The sequence below is a fragment of the Pilosibacter fragilis genome, from assembly GCF_032490495.1.
GTDB lineage: Bacteria > Bacillota > Clostridia > Lachnospirales > Lachnospiraceae > Pilosibacter > Pilosibacter fragilis.
On the sequence record NZ_JAVYJB010000019.1, the window covers coordinates 1 to 15,507 of the forward strand.

The following is a 15,507-nucleotide window of genomic DNA, read 5'->3' on the forward strand; positions in this document are numbered from 1 at the left end:
GAGAAAGAAAAGGTTCGTAGTTAGCATGCGTCCAATTCAGTATCTGGAAGAACTTTTAGAAGCTTAAAAATAGCTGAAAACAGAATTGGTGGTAGACAATCATTCATGCGTTTGTCGTGCTCCGCCCACCTGCTTTCATTGCAATTTCTTTAAAATTATGCTATATTTGGCAAAAAGCGTGCAAAGACCGTTTCATCCGCTCCGGCAGCGAAAACAGCACGTTCAATTTAATCATACTTAAGGGGAATTACTGCTATGGAATTACATCTGATGCACTTTCTGATCGTCTGCCCGCTGGTATTTCTCGCCGGTTTCGTCGACGCGGTTGCCGGAGGCGGAGGACTGATCTCACTCCCGGCTTACATGATCGCCGGTCTTCCAGTCCATTTTGCCATCGGAACAAACAAATTAAGCTCCGGAATGGGAACCACACTGGCAACAGCTCGCTTTGCGAAAAACGGTTATATTGCCTGGAAGAACGCGCTTCTCTGTATCGTTACAGCTCTCATCGGTTCCTCTCTCGGCGCAAAACTTGCTCTGCAGTTAGACGATTATTATTTTAAGCGCCTGATTCTCGTGATCCTGCCCTGTACCGCCCTCTATCTCACATTTGGAAAACCGTTCGTGGGAGAAAAAGAGTCTTTCCCGGTCCGCAAGATGATTCTTTTCAGCGCTCTGATCGCCTTCATCATCGGCATCTACGACGGCTTTTACGGTCCCGGAACCGGAACATTTCTGCTGCTTCTCCTCACTGGAATTGCCCACATGGGACTGAAGGAAGCCAACGGGATCACAAAAGCCATCAACCTGACAACGAACCTGACAGCCCTGGCGGTCTACCTCATGAACGGAAAAGTAATTTTCCTTCTTGGCCTTATTGCCGGTATCTTCAGCATCGCCGGAAATTATCTCGGAACACGCTGTTTCGACAAGGGCGGCGCAAAGTTTGTAAAACCCTTGATGATGGTGGTTCTGGTGATCTTCTTTATAAAGACATTGAGCGAGATTCTCGGTGCCTGATACATATCTGCAAAATCTGATCCGGCAGAACGAAAATACGGAGATCCGCTGGGCCCCACTTACGAAATGCTTCGAAAAAGAAAGACTCCGGAACAGATCATGGAGTCCGCGTCGAGGACCATCCAGGACCTCAGCGACCGGCTCACAGTGGATGGGTTTAAAGAATGGTACGAAAAAAGACAGAAATGAAACCTCACATTTCTGTCTTTTCTATATATAACCTTGTTCGTAACTATTCAGTACCTTCATAGTTACGTGCAAAAATCCATTCCAGATCAGCTTCGCTGATGGGATTTTTGCCTTCCAGCCTATGTTTTCTTACGGTCAGCGCAGCAAGTGCGCAGACCTACTGAACAGTTACCCTTGTTCTTTCTCTTAGTTTTCCTTCATATACTCCGGTGTCACATCTCTTCCAAGGCCTTTCAGCATTTTCTTATCACTGCGGATCGTTGCGCATGCAACCGTTGTCAGCATATTGCCGGTAATTGTTGCGGATGCTCCGGAGCAGAATGCGGTCTCACCATCGTTTGTCAGCAGCGCGCGGCCTGCGCCGAGGCGGATGTTTGCCTCCGGATTGATATAGCGGAAGAATGCGATGGTGCGGAGAATATCGTCCTCAGAGATTCTCTCCAGATGTTCCAGAGGAGTTCCCGGAATCGGCATCAGGGCGTTTAACGGAATGGAATCGATTCCAAGCTCCGCAAGGCTCACTGCCATATCGAGACGGTCCTCCCATGTCTCACCCATTCCGATGATGCCGCCGGAACATGCGCACATACCCTCTGCCTTGATCATCTTTAGGGTGTTGATCTTCATGTCGTATGTATGAGTCGTGCAGATGTTCGGGAAGTTTCTTCTGGATGTCTCGATGTTGTGGTGGTAGCTTGTGACACCTGCTTCATGGAGACGGTGAAGCTGTTCCGCGGTCACAAAGCCCATGGACGCGCAGAGGTCGATCTTGCATTCCTTTTTCATAGTCTCGTAGGCGTGGATCGCTTTATCGAACTCCTCCCCCGTCAATGCTCTTCCTGATGTAACGATGGAGAAACGGTCAACGCCCTCTTCCTCATGGACGTGACACATCTTTACGATCTCTTCTTCCGGAAGGAAATCATAGATCTCGCAGCTTGTGTGGTGGTGTGCAGACTGCGCGCAGTACTTGCAGTCCTCTGGACATCGTCCACTCCGTCCGTTGATGATGGAACAGAGATCAACCTTATCTCCCACACATGCCTTGCGGATCCGGTCTGCGCCCTCGCAGAGTTCCTTCAGATCGCATGTCAGAAAGAAATTTAAGTCATCCTCTCTTGTAATTCTTCTTCCGTCGATAATTTCCTGTGCCAGTGTCAGTGCGTCCATAGTATTCTCCTTATTTTTCTGATTTTTATGTGCAATCGCCGTTTTCGTCATCCGGGCTTTGATCTCTGGTCCTGGTCCGTCTTCCGGATTTTTTCTCTGAATTATCATGTTACGATTGTAAACTTTTGCTCTACGTTATAGTTCACAATTATATAAAAAAACGCCGTGAAAGTCAACCGTTTTCCGTTTATCAGTTAACTTTCAAGGTTTTATAATTTTAATACCACTACCAAAAAAGGTCCTTCGATACCGGAATTTATATTCCAGTGCCGAAGAACCTTTTTCATCCACTATTTTCCTGATCGTTCAATAAGCTTCCAATCTTATTTTAACTCGTCCGGGATCCACCATAATCCGTCGTTGTTCTCTTCCATGTACTGCTTGAACTCGTCAGAATGATAAGCGTCCACAATTGCCTTTGCCCACTCTGCGTCCTTGTTCTCTTCCTTCACAACGACCTGAAGTACCAGGTGATCCTGGATATCCTCTGTTGCGAGGGCTGTGGACGGGTCGATGCCTGCGTTGTATACAACGCTGCCGGTAATTGCCACATAGTCAAAGTCCTGGATCGCTGCCGGGATCGTTAAGCTCTTCATCTCTGTGAACTCGATGTTATGCGGATTTTCAACAATGTCATCCTGGGTAACTGCGGACGGATCCACATCATCGGCAAGCTTGATCCAGCCGATCTTCTGAAGCATCAGATAGCATCTTGCGGTGTTGGAGGCATCGTTCGGAACTGCAACCTTCGCACCGTCCGGGATCTCATCAACAGATGTGTATTTTGCAGAATATACGCCAGCCGGTACAGTCGGGATCGGGCTGATCGGCACAAGATCCGCATTGTAGTTTGCGTTGAAGTTCTCAGCGTATGCGGCGTGCTGCTCCACGTTGACATCAACATCGCCGTCGTTTAATCCGATGTCAGCTGTCTGAAGATCAGAGAAGTCCACGCCCTTTACGGTGTATCCCTCTTTTTCAAGAATCGGAACGATGGCAGCCTCAAAGAGCTCTGTGTACGGCCCCTGGGATTTTCCGTAAACGATCTCTTTCTTGTCCTCCGTATCAACCGCTGCCGCTGTGCTGTCTGCACTCTCTGCAGCCTGCGCCGCTGTTGTCTGCGCGGTGTCGCTCTTTCCGCATGCCGCAAGGCTTAACACTGCTGCTCCCATAAGTACTCCCGCAATTGCTTTTCTCATAATTTTTTCTCTCCTCTTATTTAAAATTTATTTATGCTGTCTTAATTTACCAGAAATCGTATTTCCGAGAATCTGTAAAAGCTGTACCAGAACCACCAGGATCACAACTGTGAGGATCATGAGCGGTGTGTTCATCTTTTCATAACCGTATGTCAATGCCAGATCTCCGACTCCGCCGCCACCGACATATCCGGCCATTGCAGACGCTCCAAGAAGTCCGATGGTTCCCGTTGTCAGTGCAAGCACCATGGAACCTAATGTCTCTGGAACCAGGAAATATCGGATGACCTGCCATGTTGTCGCGCCCATGGCCTCTGCCGCCTCCAGGATTCCCGGATCGATCTCAAGCAGGCTGTTCTCCATCAGCCTCGCAAGGTACGGACTTATATAAACTACTAACGGCACCAACGCTGCCGTACTTCCGATGGTCGTTCCGACAATAGCACGGGTGATCGGCATGATCGTTACAAGAAGAATAACAAAGGGGATACTGCGCACCACGTTGATGTAGACGCTGACGATCATATATAACGGTCGGTTCTCCACCAATCCGCCTTTTCTGCAAAGCACCAGGATCAGTGCCAGGATCATTCCGATGATCGTTCCGATGAGAAGTGACCATCCAACCATGTAAAGAGTCTGTCCGCCGTTCAACAGCAGACGCTCCACCGTGACCTTAAAGATCTTTGTTTTCATGAGTTCTTCCATCTTACTCCACCTCCAGTCGTTCTCTTAAGACGCCGTTCTTGTCGATCTCCGCTTCCGCCTTATCGATGCTCTCATCATCGCCGATGAGCTGTAAGATGAAGACGCACATGACGCTGTCCTCCAGCTCCTGTACCGCCGCGCCGAGGATGTTGACCACGACACCCTTTGTCTTGCAGATATCGGAGATTACCGGGCGCTTCACGCTGGAACCGATAAATTTCAGACGGTCCACACGGAAGTTTTCTTTCTGTTCCTTCACGAGGCTTATGATGCTGTCCGGGATCTGGTCCCGGATAACCGTCTGGACGAACCGCTTTGTCACCGGCATCTTCGGGGATCCAAAGACCTCCAGAACGCTGCCGGATTCCACGATCTTTCCGCTCTCCATGACCGCTACCTTGTTGCAGATCATCTGGACGACCTGCATCTGATGGGTGATGAGAAGGATCGTGACACCCATTTTACGGTTGATCTTCTTTAAAAGCTTTAAAATCGATTCCGTTGTCTGCGGGTCCAGGGCGCTTGTAGCCTCGTCGCAGAGAAGAAGTTCCGGGTCGGTGGTCAGCGCTCTCGCGATTCCCACACGCTGTTTCTGTCCTCCGGAGAGCTGACTGATGTAGGTGTCTTTCTTGTCCTCCAGCTCAACGATCTTTAATACTTCCTTAACCTTCTTGTCGATCTCCACCTTCGGAGTCTTTGCAAGGATCAGCGGAAGCGCAATATTGTGGTACACCGTCTTGGATTCCAGCAGGTTGAACTGCTGGAATACCATTCCGATCTTTCTTCTCAGCGCCCGAAGTTCCGGCTTCTTCAATGTGGAAAGCTCCTTTCCACAGACAGTGACTTTTCCGCTGTCCGCCGTCTCAAGACCGTTTACCAGGCGGATCAGTGTGGACTTTCCGGCTCCGGAAAACCCTATGATACCGCAGATATCACCCTTTTCCACATGGATACTCACGTCGTCCAACGCGTGGACGGTTCCGTATTTTCCTGAAAAGGTTTTGCTTACATGTTCGATCTGGATCAATGTTTCTTCCTCCCCATCTGAGAAGCGCGATTTTAGGACTTCTCAAGTTTTCGCGGTCTCTGTGATTCTCCGCGTAAATAAAAAGCCCGGAAGCTTTTACACTTCCGGGCGCATTTTCTGGCATTAACAGGAAACTACTTTCTGTATACAGGTACCTGGCTGCACAACAAAGCACCTGGCCGTAAAAAACGCCCGGAAATCCACATACAACAGCAACAACACATATTGTTCATGTTATTTCTTCCCGCATTTCCCATACCTGTATCTCCTTTCCAACCGCCTGCTATCCTGCAGTCCAATGTTTCCTCATCGTCTGAACTCCCTGTTCGAATCCGATGGCGCTATAATAACCCCTATTTCCTAGTTTGTCAATATGATTTTATTTATTTTAAATCATATATTTAATTTTTTTAAACTTCTTGCATGATCGTTTTAAAATTTTCATATCACTGCTATTCCGAAGCAACACGCTTCTCCCATGCCTATATATTTTCCCCGCGCTGCAAAATTCCTCATAGTTTCGAAAATTTTTATAATTTTATATACCAAACTACCTTGCTATCCCGCATATCCTGTGATACGATATCCACACAAAATCGTAAACTATTCAGTACCTTCATAGTTACGCGCAAAATCTATTCCAGATCAGCTTCGCTGACGGGATTTTTGCCTTCCAGCCTATGTTTTCTTATGGTCAGCGCAGCAAGTGTGCAGACCTGCTGAACAGTTACACATAATCCTATAAAAGCATATTCTCTAAGTTTCTATCCGGACTACGATCCGTCTTTTCACATTTCGGAACTTCATTGCTTTTATATCCTTTACCTATTTTCAATCAATTTAAAAGCAGGAGAATCCGAGATGCATTGGAAAATGGCTGATCATGTTGTCCACTTTGCATGTTCTGACTCCTGCGCAAAGGAGGTATGAACTTGAGCACAATTCCAAGTGCGGACATCAGTGACAAAAAGTTCTTTTCCGACGATGAGCGCTACGCTGACCTGATCAATGGACTCATCTGCCAAGGCAGACCGGTTGTCCGAAAAGAAGACCTGCAGGATCTGGACACCCAGACCGGGATCTGGAACGATCCGGCAATCCACAAATCAAAGAACCGACGACGTGTAAAGCTTCGTGATCTGGTTAAAAAAGCATCCTTTGGCGTAAATTTTCTTGTCATCGGTATTGAAAACCAGCAGACCATCGATTACTCACTGCCGCTTCGCTGTATGACCTATGAAGCCGGTGAATATGAGCGCCAGGCCGCAATGATACGCCGCGCAGTTCGAAATGCCGACATCAAACAGAATCCTGGAGAATATCTTTACAGTTTTTCCAAAGAGAGTCATCTCCATCCTTCAATCATCATCGTTCTCTACTATGGCGAGCTTCCCTGGGATGGATCCGTCGACCTTCACGGAATGATCGATTTTTCCGGGATTCCGGAAGAATTTCATCCTTTGATTCAGAATTACCGGATTCATCTTGTGGATGTCCGGCATTTACAGAATACCGATGTTTTTAAGACGGATATCAGGCAGGTATTTGATTTTATCCGGTATTCTGATGATAAGACGTATCTAAAAAAGTTGTTGAATACATCAGAATATCAAATGTTAGATAAAGATGCATATGAAATGATTGCCACTCATACGAGTATGTCGACTTTACTAGAACCCCGTATGATGCAGACAAGAGGAGGAAAGATAAATATGTGCAAAGCGATAGATATTTGGTTAGCAGAAAGGGAAGCAAAGGGTCTCTCCCAGGGCCTCTCTCAGGGCCTCTCTCAGGGCCTCTCTCAGGGTATATCCCAAGGCAATGATGAAACTAGCTATAAAATGCTCATGAAAATCATTGTCTCGCGCTTCGGCAAAAAGGCAGGAGAACTCGCCTCACCCACAATTAGATACCTCACCTCTGACGAGCGCATAGATCTCGTAGAAACGGCTGCCACCACAGATACCTTCGCCCATTTTCAAGACGCCCTGCGCCGCGCTACCACCGAAACACAACGATCCCCGCAATCGCCAGCGCCGCACCAATAAGCTTCCGCCACTCAAATGCTGCTTTCTCGACGCCGAAAAGCCCAAATACCTCAGCAATATAGGAGACTAATATCTGGGTCACAACAATGAGCAGCGTCGCCTTAGCCGGTCCCAGACCGTCCATGCTTTTTATCACGGTCCAGGTGATGAACGCGCCCATGACACCGCCGAGAAGCATATATTTCCGGTCGATGGAGAACATCCCCCAGATCTCCCCACGCCCGGTAAAAAAATAGAGAACCACACATGTCAGAAACGCCGTCAGCTGCACCCATCCTGCCGCCGCCCAGATACTGCTCTGCTTCGTCACCTCCGTATTAAAGATCCCCTGCAGGCTCATAAGCGCCCCAGAAAGCAATGCCACCAAAATTCCCCACATAAAAAACCTCCTGAAACCATGTTTCCCTTAGGATTCCATAGTCAGGAGGTTTTTATACGGCCTGACTATTCCATATTTTCTTCTGAATACGAACATATTTTTAATTTCTTTTTTATCTCCCAAAGGTAATATTGCGGCATCATTGACAGCACCGCACGCCTTGTAAGAATCATGCTTAATGCATAATTAGAGGTGGCTGACTTCATCAAATAAAATGATAACTCTGCCTTCTTTATCTGTCTAAATAAGAATGTGCTTTGGCACATTCTCGCACCTCGCGCGGTCGCTTGCGACTATCTACATCTTCGCGCGAGTGTGCAGCTTTGGCACGTCAGTGCCTTTTTATGTAACGGGGAATTCCTCGGAATTTCCTGTTACATAAAAATCCCCGGCTATACCCGCCGGGGACCCTGTTCGAAAAATCCTTTATTTATGCTCTTTCCCGAAAAATTCAGAAAATTTACCGATTCACCTTTCTCTCCGCCGCCATCGCCAGATGCTTCGCCAGTACAGCCGTCGTCACAGCTCCGACGCCGCCCGGGACCGGGGTCGCCGCGGAGGCTTTTTCTTCCAGACCTTCCCAGAGGACGTCGCCGCAGAGCTTTCCGTTCTCATCCACGTTGATTCCAACGTCGATCAGCACAGCTCCTTCCTTTAAGAAGGACGCGTCTAACATCTTCGCCTTACCTGCCGCCGCGACGAGAATGTCCGCTTCCCGGCAGACTGCCTTTAAGTCCTTCGTCTTTGTATGGCACACAGTCACCGTCGCGTTTTCCTTCAACATCAACATGGACAGCGGACGTCCAACGACCATGCTGCGTCCGACGATCACCGCGCGCTTTCCTTCCATTGGAATATCAAATGCCTTTAACACCTCAATGACCGCCTCAGCCGTACACGGAGCAAAACCGTCCTTCTCTCCTGCAAACACCTTCGCCGTATTCACTGCACAGATTCCGTCGAGGTCCTTCTCCGGCCGGATCATCTGCTCCGCACGTTTTTCATTGATATACTTCGGCAGCGGGCGAAATAACAGAATTCCGTCGATGGCCTCGTCATCATTGATCTTCTGGAACTCCGCAAAGAACTCCTCCTCTGTGATATCCGCCGGATACACATATGACATTGTCTCCATTCCATATGCCGCAATACGTTTCATGACATTTCTCTCGTAGGAGAGATCATCCGGCCGCTCGCCGATCCGGACGATGGCCGCTGTCGGCACATATCCGCCTAATTTCCCGTTCATTGCGAGAACCTGTTCCTTGATTTTTGCAGAAACCTCTGCACCCTTTAATGTGATCATCCTCTTACCGCCTTTAACGCAATCTCATAGATCCGGTCTGCCTGTTCCGTTCCCTTTTTTATAAGAAGTTCTGCCTGACTATTCACTGTTTCGGCATACTCCCGGTCCTTCATCATCTTCGTATTGATATACACGCTCATGACAGCGCCGAGAAGCGCGGCCCGGATTCCCTGAATTCCGACACCAGCGTCGCTCACTGCAAGACGGCTTCCGTGGAGCGCCAGAAACTCCATATCATCCAACACGCTGACCGCCCGCTCCATGACTTCCACCGGAACCTTCGCGGCAGCCTTCAGGCATTCTTCCATCCGTTCGTCTTTTATCCTCTTCTCTTCCTCTGTCTCCGCCTTCATGCGGTAGACCTCCGACAGTGGCCGGAATGCCTGCTCATCCGCTTTTTCCAGCCGGATAAAATCCATTCTCGCCTCTCCCAGTCTCACAAGGATCCTCTGGACATCTTCCTCATATATCGCAAACTTTTTCTTACCCGCAGTCAGGTTCCCCACCATCTCGCCGAGAGCTGTTCCGATCGCGCCGTAAACCGCTGCCGCGCTTCCTCCTCCCGGAGTCGGTGCCTTGGACGCCAACACTTCCAGATATTCGTTCCACTGTTCCATGAACATATTTCCTTCCAAATTTACTCTCTGCATATCGATTGAATCCCCGCATCCGGAAGTACCTGCCATTGGCTGCTGATCCATACCTGTGAATCCTTCTCTTCCTGCAGTCGATTTGCAGTCTTGAAAACTATTATCCATGATTTCACGACTCTTGTCAATCCTGGCTGTATATTTCCTACTATTTTTATAGGATTGCAGATCCGGCAGCTGCTCTCTTTTTCATTCCGATCCCCCTCCCAATACTTTTTGCCTCCAGACCCTTTCTTTACACAGACCGCTCAGACCATTTCCCTGTGATTCCTAATTTATACATGTAAAGAAGTACATGCTCAGCAATCCTCAAAACATTCGTTATTCGCCTATTTTCTTGAAAAATGACTGCCTGCTCGTGCTTCAAACGTATGCCTCCGACAGCATTTGTATTGCATATTATGCATTGTTTTTTATAAAAATACACTTTATGCTTGACATTATGCATCTTACGATGTATATTTATGACGCACAGAGAAATTAAACTTCTGATATAGATTGGAGGACATCATTATGAAAGAGAAAGTTATTTTAGCATATTCCGGCGGACTCGACACAACAGTTCTGATTCCGTGGTTAAAAGAAAATTATGATTACGATGTAGTCTGCGTCTGCATCGACGTAGGACAGGGAAATGAGTTAGATGGTCTGGAAGAGAGAGCAAAATACTGCGGAGCTTCCAAATTATATATCGAGCATGTTGTCGATGAATTCTGCGACGAGTACATCGCTCCGTGCGTAAAAGCAAACGCTACCTACGAGAACAAGTATCTCCTCGGTACCGCAATGGCCCGCCCGCTGATCGCGAAGATTCTTGTTGATATCGCGAAGAAGGAAGGCGCTGTTGCGATCTGCCACGGTGCTACCGGTAAAGGAAACGATCAGGTTCGTTTCGAGCTTGGCATCAAGGCCCTTGCCCCGGATATGAAGATCATCGCTCCGTGGAGAACCTGGAATATCCAGTCCCGTGAGGAAGAATTAGAGTACTGCGCAAAACATAACATCGATCTTCCATTCAAGAAGAACGACAGCTACAGCCGTGACCGCAACATCTGGCACATCAGCCATGAAGGTCTTGAGCTGGAAGATCCGGCACAGGCTCCGAACTACGATCATATGCTCGTACTCGGCGTAACACCGGAGAAGGCACCGGATGAAGAGACTGAGATCTCCATCTCCTTCGAGAAAGGATTCCCGGTTGCATTAAATGGCGAGAAGATGAAATTCTCCAAGATCCTCACAAAATTAAATGAGCTCGGCGGAAAGAACGGAATCGGCATCACCGATATCGTTGAGAACCGTATGGTCGGCATGAAGTCCCGTGGTGTTTATGAAACTCCTGGCGGAACGATCCTTCTCGAAGCTCACAAGCAGTTAGAGGAACTGATCTTAGACAAAGAGACATTAAAATATAAGAAGAACATCGACAACGAGTACGCTGATGTCGTTTACTCCGCAAAGTGGTTCAGCCCGTTACGGGAGGCATTACAGGCATTCGTTGAGTCCACTCAGGAATATGTGACCGGTGAGTGCAAGATGAAGCTCTACAAGGGCAACATCATCAAGCAGGGCACAACTTCCCCGTATTCCTTATACAACGAGAGCATCGCTTCCTTTACAACCGGTGATCTCTATGACCACCATGACGCTACCGGCTTCATCAATCTCTATGGACTCTCCACAAAGGTTCGCGCAATGAAGAAGGCAGAGGTCGAGAAGAACCAGAAATAATAACTCTCTTTCATAAAAAACTTAGGCTTGATCCCGGCAGGACATGTTCCCGCCGGGATCTTTTCTTCAGCTGTTCAGATTCTTTACATTTCTGTCATTTTTCTTTCATTCTCTTTACAAAGCCTCTTATATCTGACCGTATTCCTTCATTTTTTTTTGACAATTTGGTCACACTTTTTTGATTTAATATGGATCATAAAGAAAGAGAGAGATCCTTTGAAGCACCTGGATCTTTCGTTTTTTCTCTTATATTTTCGATATTAGAAAGGAAGACTTAAATTATTATGAAAAAGAAATTACTTCTTACCACTTGCATCGCAGGTATCATCGCACTGGCAACCGCATGCTCTTCCCAGAGCACAACTGCTGCAACAACCGCTGCTTCTACAACGGCTGAGACAACAGCGGCTGCTGTGAAGGAGAATACAACTGCTGCTGAAAAGGAGACAACTGCCGCTGAAAAAGCAGAAGGCAAGAAAGAGGCTGATTCCAAAGCTTCCGAAAACAGCAGTGAAAAAAGCGACGAATCAAAAGAGTCTACAATGACTGGTACCATCAGTGACATAAAAGATTTCATGTTCACGGTAAGTGCTGATGGAAAGGATTACGCGTTCACCTTCGAAGCCGATAAAAAACCGGAAGGTCTCTCCGAAGTCAAGGACGGCGATAAAGTTACTGTAACTTACACCGGAACGGTCAATGAAGTAGACGCTTTTGATGGAACCATTCTTTCCGTGACAAAGGCTAAATAATATACACACGGGTGTGAAATGCGGCACCGCCAGGTCCCAAAAAAGGACCGGCGGTGCCGCGGCTAAAAGGCTGAAGGTAGTCAGCAGTTAGAATATTGACACACCACGATCTGGATCTTATCAAGCAATCGCTTAAGATTCTCATTTTCTTTCTGAAGTCTGGTGCAGCGCTCCCGGTACAGGTCCCGCTGCCTTTCAATGATACGGAAGTTATCGCAGATCTCTTTCATATCCTCGCTCTCTTCCCACGGCAGGTCAGAAAATTCTTTCCCTGCCGCTGGTTTCAGATTCTGCAGTATCTCCCCTGAACATATTTTCTTATTTGCTTCATCTGTTAATTTTTCTGCTGTTTTCATAATCTATCTCCACTGACGATCATCCACATTTTCTATCCTGTTTATTTCTGTTGTCCAGCCCTGCCCTTTTCATCCAAAACTGGAAAAGTTAAAATTTATCAAACAGCCTTCCTGGCTCTCACAATAAGATGCCAGATTGGAAGCAGATACAGGAATACCGCCGCCCCTATCGACACAAGCGGCGCCGACACAGACGCCAGCGGAACCGCACCCGCGATGGACCACGGAATGAGCGGAGCCGTAACGATTACCGAGTTTTCCATATCTATCGCAAACTTCTGCTGATCCGGCTCCAGATCCTTGCAGACCTGGTCCACCAGCATCGTTGCCAGTGTCTGGTTGCAGGCCACCATCCCCGCCACCATGGACGTCATAAGGATCGTACCAAATACGGTGATTTTTCTGCTCAGCGAGCCCATCTTCGATTTTAAACCATTTAAAAGTCCGGTTTCCTCAAAGATACCCGAATAGGAGGACGAAATCGTGATGATCAGTGCCACCCGCACCATGGACATGATTCCGCCGCCGTCGATCATGGACGAGATTGATGGATCCAGAGATTGATAACCGTTGACCAGAATTTCAACGATCAGGAACAGGTCCGTGTGCTGCCAGAAAAGGCACACGCCGAGTGCCGTCATGATACTTGCCAGCATCGCCATCCGCACCTGTACCCGGAAAAGTGATAATACCATGATCACCACCGCGGGAAGAATTGGGATCAGTCCCAGATGGAATACGCCAGAAAAGCTCTCCGTCAGCGACAAATTTCCGGCTTCCGCCGCCGGAAATGCGATTCCGCAGACACCGTAAAAGGCACAGGTCAAAATTAGCGGCACGATGGCCGTCCTCACCATCAGACGGATATTGTCAAAAATATTTGTGTGGGTCAGCTCCGAGACCAGCAGTGCGCTGGTGGATACCGGCGAACACCTGTCCCCGAAGAACACGCCGGAGAGGATCGCGCCGCCCGTCAGGATCTCATTGCACCCCATCGCCTTCGCCATGGTCATGCAGATCACGCCCATGGTCGCCGCCGTTCCGAATGCTGTTCCTGTAAGGACGGACACCAGACAGTTTAAAAGGAATGCCATCAAAATCATTACCGACGGATTCATAAGCCCTGCGCAGTAGGAGACGATTGCCGGGATCGTTCCTGCCGCCCGCCAGAGCGCCGTCAGCATCCCGATGAGTAAAAACGTAATTAAAATATTTTTCGCCGTCTTGATTCCCTTCCAGGACATCCCGAAAATATCTCTGACCGTATAACCGCGGCTCAAAGTGTACGCGAAAAAGATCAGATATCCAAGTGCCAACGCTGCCAGAATCGGGATTCCCGCAAGGATGCACCCGATCAGCGTCACCGCGAACACGACCAGAACAGCCGTCTCACTGGTGTGTACCTTCATAATGTTTACCTCTTCCCTGTTTTCTTTCGTGAACCATTCCCTCAGCCAGCTGTTCCCTGTTCAGATATCCTGATCCACCTTTATGATTCTAGTATACGCCTGGATTTCCCGCTTGTCTAACTGTATTTTCCGATATATAATACAGCTAAAAAACTGTATATAAGTTACAGATTTCATTCTTTTACACGATTTTCCCAGTTCATTCTGGCTGTCCTGTATCTTTTATGGTCAGCACAGCTGATCCGAGACTCTGCACGACACTTACAAGTCAAGCGGATATTCGCAATCCGCTTCGCTACTTGCTCATAACCCAATAACTGCTCCGCAGTTTATCAGAAGGAGCTTGCACTCCTCCTGATACAAGCAAGTCCCCACTGCTTATTGCTTTTCGCAATTGAAGCAGGGGACTTACTTGATTCGGTTAAACTTTCTTTTTATATTCCGGAGGTTTTATATGAACTTTCTTTCCATGGACTACTTTCTCATGACCGCCGAGAAGCGCAGCTTCACAAAAGCCGCCGATGCTCTCCATATCACCCAGCAGACCCTGAGCACCCACATCGCCAATCTGGAACAGGAGCTGGACTGCAAGCTCTTCGTCCGCCATGTTCCCCTGGAACTCACCTACGCCGGAGAGATCTTTTGCCAGTACGCTGCAGACTTCCAGAAAAAATACCGGGCAATGCAGCACGAATTTGCCGACCTGACTAAAAATGAGCAGGGCATCCTGCGGATCGGCATCTCCTTTACCCGCTGCCATGCGATCATGCCCGCGATCATCACGGAATACCAGCGCCGCTACCCGCATATGGAGATCCAGGTCATCGAAAATGCGAACACTGGACTACAAAAAGACCTGATGGAACATAAGATCGATCTCGCCATCGCGAAGTTCCCGGATTTTCTGCCAGGGATCACTCTGAGCGATTTCTATGAGGAGGAGGTCGTCCTTCTGCTTGCTGATTCTCTGTTTCATGAGATCATTTCCGATGCCGCCCCAGCAGATGCCCTATTTTTACATCTTCCAAAGACTATCTGCTGCTCCGGCTCTGATTTCACTCATGACACCGCTGGCACTGCCTCCTTTTCTGTTCAGGATCTCCCTGCACTGACAGATTCACAGCCAGAACCGTTAATGTTAAAAAGCCTGGAAGACTTCTCGATCTTCGAACACTGCCCATTCCTTCTAAACTACGCCACAGACATCGCCGGTCAGCTCGGAAGACACTTCATCACCATGGGCAATTTCAAACCGATTGTAAAGACCCAGTCCGACAATATGGGAATGCTTCTGGAGCTCTGCGCCGCCGGAAAAGGCGCCTGCATCTCCCCACTGAACCTTGCCATGAGCTCCCTCTCCCCTGAGCAGCGCAAAAAAATGCGGATCATCCATCTCGGACGATCCGCAAAATATAAGATCCGCTTCGGTTCTCTGGAACAGCCTTACCAGTGGAAGGCGATCCGGAACTTTATGGATGCCGCGAACGCTGCACTCACAAGAACCGGCACAACCACCTAGCTTTCCGTTCTCTATCGCATGCGGTATGCCGTTTTTCAAATGAA

14 protein-coding genes are annotated in these 15,507 nt (G+C 48.2%); 5 read left to right on the top strand and 9 right to left on the bottom strand.

Going from position 1 to position 15,507, the window contains the following annotated elements:
• Nucleotides 1-255 precede the first annotated feature (255 nt).
• Nucleotides 256-1,020 carry a sulfite exporter TauE/SafE family protein gene (locus ABCW45_RS14695; RefSeq protein WP_015553764.1) on the top strand — a complete coding sequence of 255 codons (765 nt, stop codon included), beginning with the start codon at nucleotides 256-258 and terminating at the stop codon, nucleotides 1,018-1,020.
• A 375-nt stretch (nucleotides 1,021-1,395) separates the two neighbouring features.
• Here ABCW45_RS14695 and bioB read toward each other — a convergent pair whose 3' ends face one another.
• The 4 genes from bioB to ABCW45_RS14715 all read right to left on the bottom strand — a co-directional run bounded on the left by bioB (nucleotide 1,396) and on the right by ABCW45_RS14715 (nucleotide 5,313).
• The gene (gene bioB, locus ABCW45_RS14700) at nucleotides 1,396-2,379 is read right to left on the bottom strand and encodes a biotin synthase BioB (RefSeq protein WP_117470227.1); all 984 of its coding nucleotides are present in this window, start codon (nucleotides 2,377-2,379) and stop codon (nucleotides 1,396-1,398) included.
• Nucleotides 2,380-2,702: 323 nt separating this feature from the next.
• Nucleotides 2,703-3,578: a MetQ/NlpA family ABC transporter substrate-binding protein gene (locus ABCW45_RS14705; RefSeq protein WP_015553766.1), complete on the bottom strand. Its 876-nt coding sequence runs from the start codon at nucleotides 3,576-3,578 to the stop codon at nucleotides 2,703-2,705.
• 27 nt (nucleotides 3,579-3,605) lie between these two features.
• The gene (locus tag ABCW45_RS14710; RefSeq protein ID WP_015553767.1) at nucleotides 3,606-4,286 is read right to left on the bottom strand and encodes a methionine ABC transporter permease; all 681 of its coding nucleotides are present in this window, start codon (nucleotides 4,284-4,286) and stop codon (nucleotides 3,606-3,608) included.
• 1 nt (nucleotide 4,287) lies between these two features.
• Entirely contained in the window at nucleotides 4,288-5,313 is a 1,026-nt protein-coding gene (locus ABCW45_RS14715) for a methionine ABC transporter ATP-binding protein (protein ID WP_021905458.1), read from the bottom strand.
• 932 nt (nucleotides 5,314-6,245) lie between these two features.
• Here ABCW45_RS14715 and ABCW45_RS14720 point away from each other — a divergent pair.
• Nucleotides 6,246-7,361 carry a hypothetical protein gene (locus ABCW45_RS14720; protein WP_117552696.1) on the top strand — a complete coding sequence of 372 codons (1,116 nt, stop codon included), beginning with the start codon at nucleotides 6,246-6,248 and terminating at the stop codon, nucleotides 7,359-7,361.
• On the opposite strand, the gene ABCW45_RS14725 is transcribed toward ABCW45_RS14720, so the two are convergent.
• The 3 genes from ABCW45_RS14725 to ABCW45_RS14735 form a co-directional block, all read right to left on the bottom strand.
• Complete coding sequence (locus ABCW45_RS14725) at nucleotides 7,312-7,740, bottom strand: DMT family transporter (protein WP_015553770.1); 429 nt, start codon at nucleotides 7,738-7,740, stop codon at nucleotides 7,312-7,314. The two genes, ABCW45_RS14720 and ABCW45_RS14725, sit on opposite strands and share 50 nt — an antisense overlap.
• Nucleotides 7,741-8,200: 460 nt before the next feature.
• Complete coding sequence (locus ABCW45_RS14730) at nucleotides 8,201-9,046, bottom strand: bifunctional 5,10-methylenetetrahydrofolate dehydrogenase/5,10-methenyltetrahydrofolate cyclohydrolase (protein WP_015553771.1); 846 nt, start codon at nucleotides 9,044-9,046, stop codon at nucleotides 8,201-8,203.
• Complete coding sequence (locus ABCW45_RS14735; RefSeq protein WP_015553772.1) at nucleotides 9,043-9,747, bottom strand: cyclodeaminase/cyclohydrolase family protein; 705 nt, start codon at nucleotides 9,745-9,747, stop codon at nucleotides 9,043-9,045. The genes ABCW45_RS14730 and ABCW45_RS14735 overlap by 4 nt, the downstream gene beginning before the upstream one ends.
• 462 nt (nucleotides 9,748-10,209) lie before the next feature.
• Here ABCW45_RS14735 and ABCW45_RS14740 point away from each other — a divergent pair, with 462 nt between their 5' ends.
• Complete coding sequence (locus ABCW45_RS14740) at nucleotides 10,210-11,427, top strand: argininosuccinate synthase (RefSeq protein WP_117470196.1); 1,218 nt, start codon at nucleotides 10,210-10,212, stop codon at nucleotides 11,425-11,427.
• A gap of 284 nt (nucleotides 11,428-11,711) precedes the next feature.
• Nucleotides 11,712-12,179 carry a hypothetical protein gene (locus ABCW45_RS14745; protein WP_015553774.1) on the top strand — a complete coding sequence of 156 codons (468 nt, stop codon included), beginning with the start codon at nucleotides 11,712-11,714 and terminating at the stop codon, nucleotides 12,177-12,179.
• A gap of 80 nt (nucleotides 12,180-12,259) precedes the next feature.
• On the opposite strand, the gene ABCW45_RS14750 is transcribed toward ABCW45_RS14745, so the two are convergent.
• Together ABCW45_RS14750 and ABCW45_RS14755 are read right to left on the bottom strand one after the other, a co-directional pair.
• A complete protein-coding gene (locus ABCW45_RS14750; protein ID WP_117470194.1) occupies nucleotides 12,260-12,535 on the bottom strand; it encodes a hypothetical protein in 276 nt (91 codons plus the stop codon).
• Nucleotides 12,536-12,633: 98 nt separating this feature from the next.
• The gene (locus tag ABCW45_RS14755; protein ID WP_343221067.1) at nucleotides 12,634-13,944 is read right to left on the bottom strand and encodes a Na+/H+ antiporter NhaC family protein; all 1,311 of its coding nucleotides are present in this window, start codon (nucleotides 13,942-13,944) and stop codon (nucleotides 12,634-12,636) included.
• A 454-nt stretch (nucleotides 13,945-14,398) separates the two neighbouring features.
• On the opposite strand from ABCW45_RS14755, the gene ABCW45_RS14760 reads away from it, so the two are divergent.
• A complete protein-coding gene (locus tag ABCW45_RS14760) occupies nucleotides 14,399-15,463 on the top strand; it encodes a LysR family transcriptional regulator (protein WP_343221068.1) in 1,065 nt (354 codons plus the stop codon).
• Nucleotides 15,464-15,507 lie beyond the last annotated feature (44 nt).

Bases quoted from the DNA above. Each gene is read 5' to 3' on its own strand.
- ABCW45_RS14695 (WP_015553764.1), top strand. From the start codon at position 256: ATGGAATTACATCTGATGCACTTTCTGATCGTCTGCCCGCTGGTATTT.
- bioB (WP_117470227.1), bottom strand. From the start codon at position 2,379: ATGGACGCACTGACACTGGCACAGGAAATTATCGACGGAAGAAGAATT.
- ABCW45_RS14705 (WP_015553766.1), bottom strand. From the start codon at position 3,578: ATGAGAAAAGCAATTGCGGGAGTACTTATGGGAGCAGCAGTGTTAAGC.
- ABCW45_RS14710 (WP_015553767.1), bottom strand. From the start codon at position 4,286: ATGGAAGAACTCATGAAAACAAAGATCTTTAAGGTCACGGTGGAGCGT.
- ABCW45_RS14725 (WP_015553770.1), bottom strand. From the start codon at position 7,740: ATGTGGGGAATTTTGGTGGCATTGCTTTCTGGGGCGCTTATGAGCCTG.
- ABCW45_RS14730 (WP_015553771.1), bottom strand. From the start codon at position 9,046: ATGATCACATTAAAGGGTGCAGAGGTTTCTGCAAAAATCAAGGAACAG.
- ABCW45_RS14735 (WP_015553772.1), bottom strand. From the start codon at position 9,747: ATGGATCAGCAGCCAATGGCAGGTACTTCCGGATGCGGGGATTCAATC.
- ABCW45_RS14740 (WP_117470196.1), top strand. From the start codon at position 10,210: ATGAAAGAGAAAGTTATTTTAGCATATTCCGGCGGACTCGACACAACA.
- ABCW45_RS14745 (WP_015553774.1), top strand. From the start codon at position 11,712: ATGAAAAAGAAATTACTTCTTACCACTTGCATCGCAGGTATCATCGCA.
- ABCW45_RS14750 (WP_117470194.1), bottom strand. From the start codon at position 12,535: ATGAAAACAGCAGAAAAATTAACAGATGAAGCAAATAAGAAAATATGT.
- ABCW45_RS14755 (WP_343221067.1), bottom strand. From the start codon at position 13,944: ATGAAGGTACACACCAGTGAGACGGCTGTTCTGGTCGTGTTCGCGGTG.
- ABCW45_RS14760 (WP_343221068.1), top strand. From the start codon at position 14,399: ATGAACTTTCTTTCCATGGACTACTTTCTCATGACCGCCGAGAAGCGC.